This window comes from Halorubrum sp. SS7 (assembly GCF_005435055.1).
GTDB lineage: Archaea > Halobacteriota > Halobacteria > Halobacteriales > Haloferacaceae > Halorubrum > Halorubrum salinarum.
In genome coordinates, this window is record NZ_SGXV01000333.1 from 1 (window position 1) to 439 (window position 439).

1 protein-coding gene is annotated in these 439 nt (G+C 67.4%); it reads right to left on the reverse strand.

Going from position 1 to position 439, the window contains the following annotated elements:
* The coding region (locus EXE44_RS18260) for a glycoside hydrolase family 3 N-terminal domain-containing protein (RefSeq protein WP_274595400.1) at window positions 1-439 on the reverse strand (439 nt) is incomplete at both ends.

Genomic DNA, 439 nt, shown 5'->3' on the forward strand with positions numbered 1-439 from the left:
GTCGAGTCGATGCGCGACTCGTCGACGGTCGGACTGCTAAACAGCCCGAGGTCGGCCTTGAGTTCGAGGATGTTCCGCACCGCCTCGTCGACGCGCTCGGTCGGTATCTCGCCGTCCTCGACGAGGCTCACGAGCGTGTCGATGTACTGCCCCGGGCCGGGGGCGCTCCCGCCGTTCCCGATCATGTACATGTCGACGCCGGCGTTGATGGCCCGCTTCGTGGCGGTCCGGAAGTCGCTCACGTAGTCGTGGTTCGTGATGAGCCGGTTGAGGTCGTCGTAGTCGGAGAGGATCACGCCCTCGAACCCGTACCGCTCCCGGAGCACGTCGGTCAACAGCCAGTGCGACGCGTGCGCCGGTTTCCCGTTGACGGCGCCGCTGTTCACCATCACCGTCCCCGGTTCGGCCTCCAGCGCCTCCCGGTACGGCGGCAGCAGGT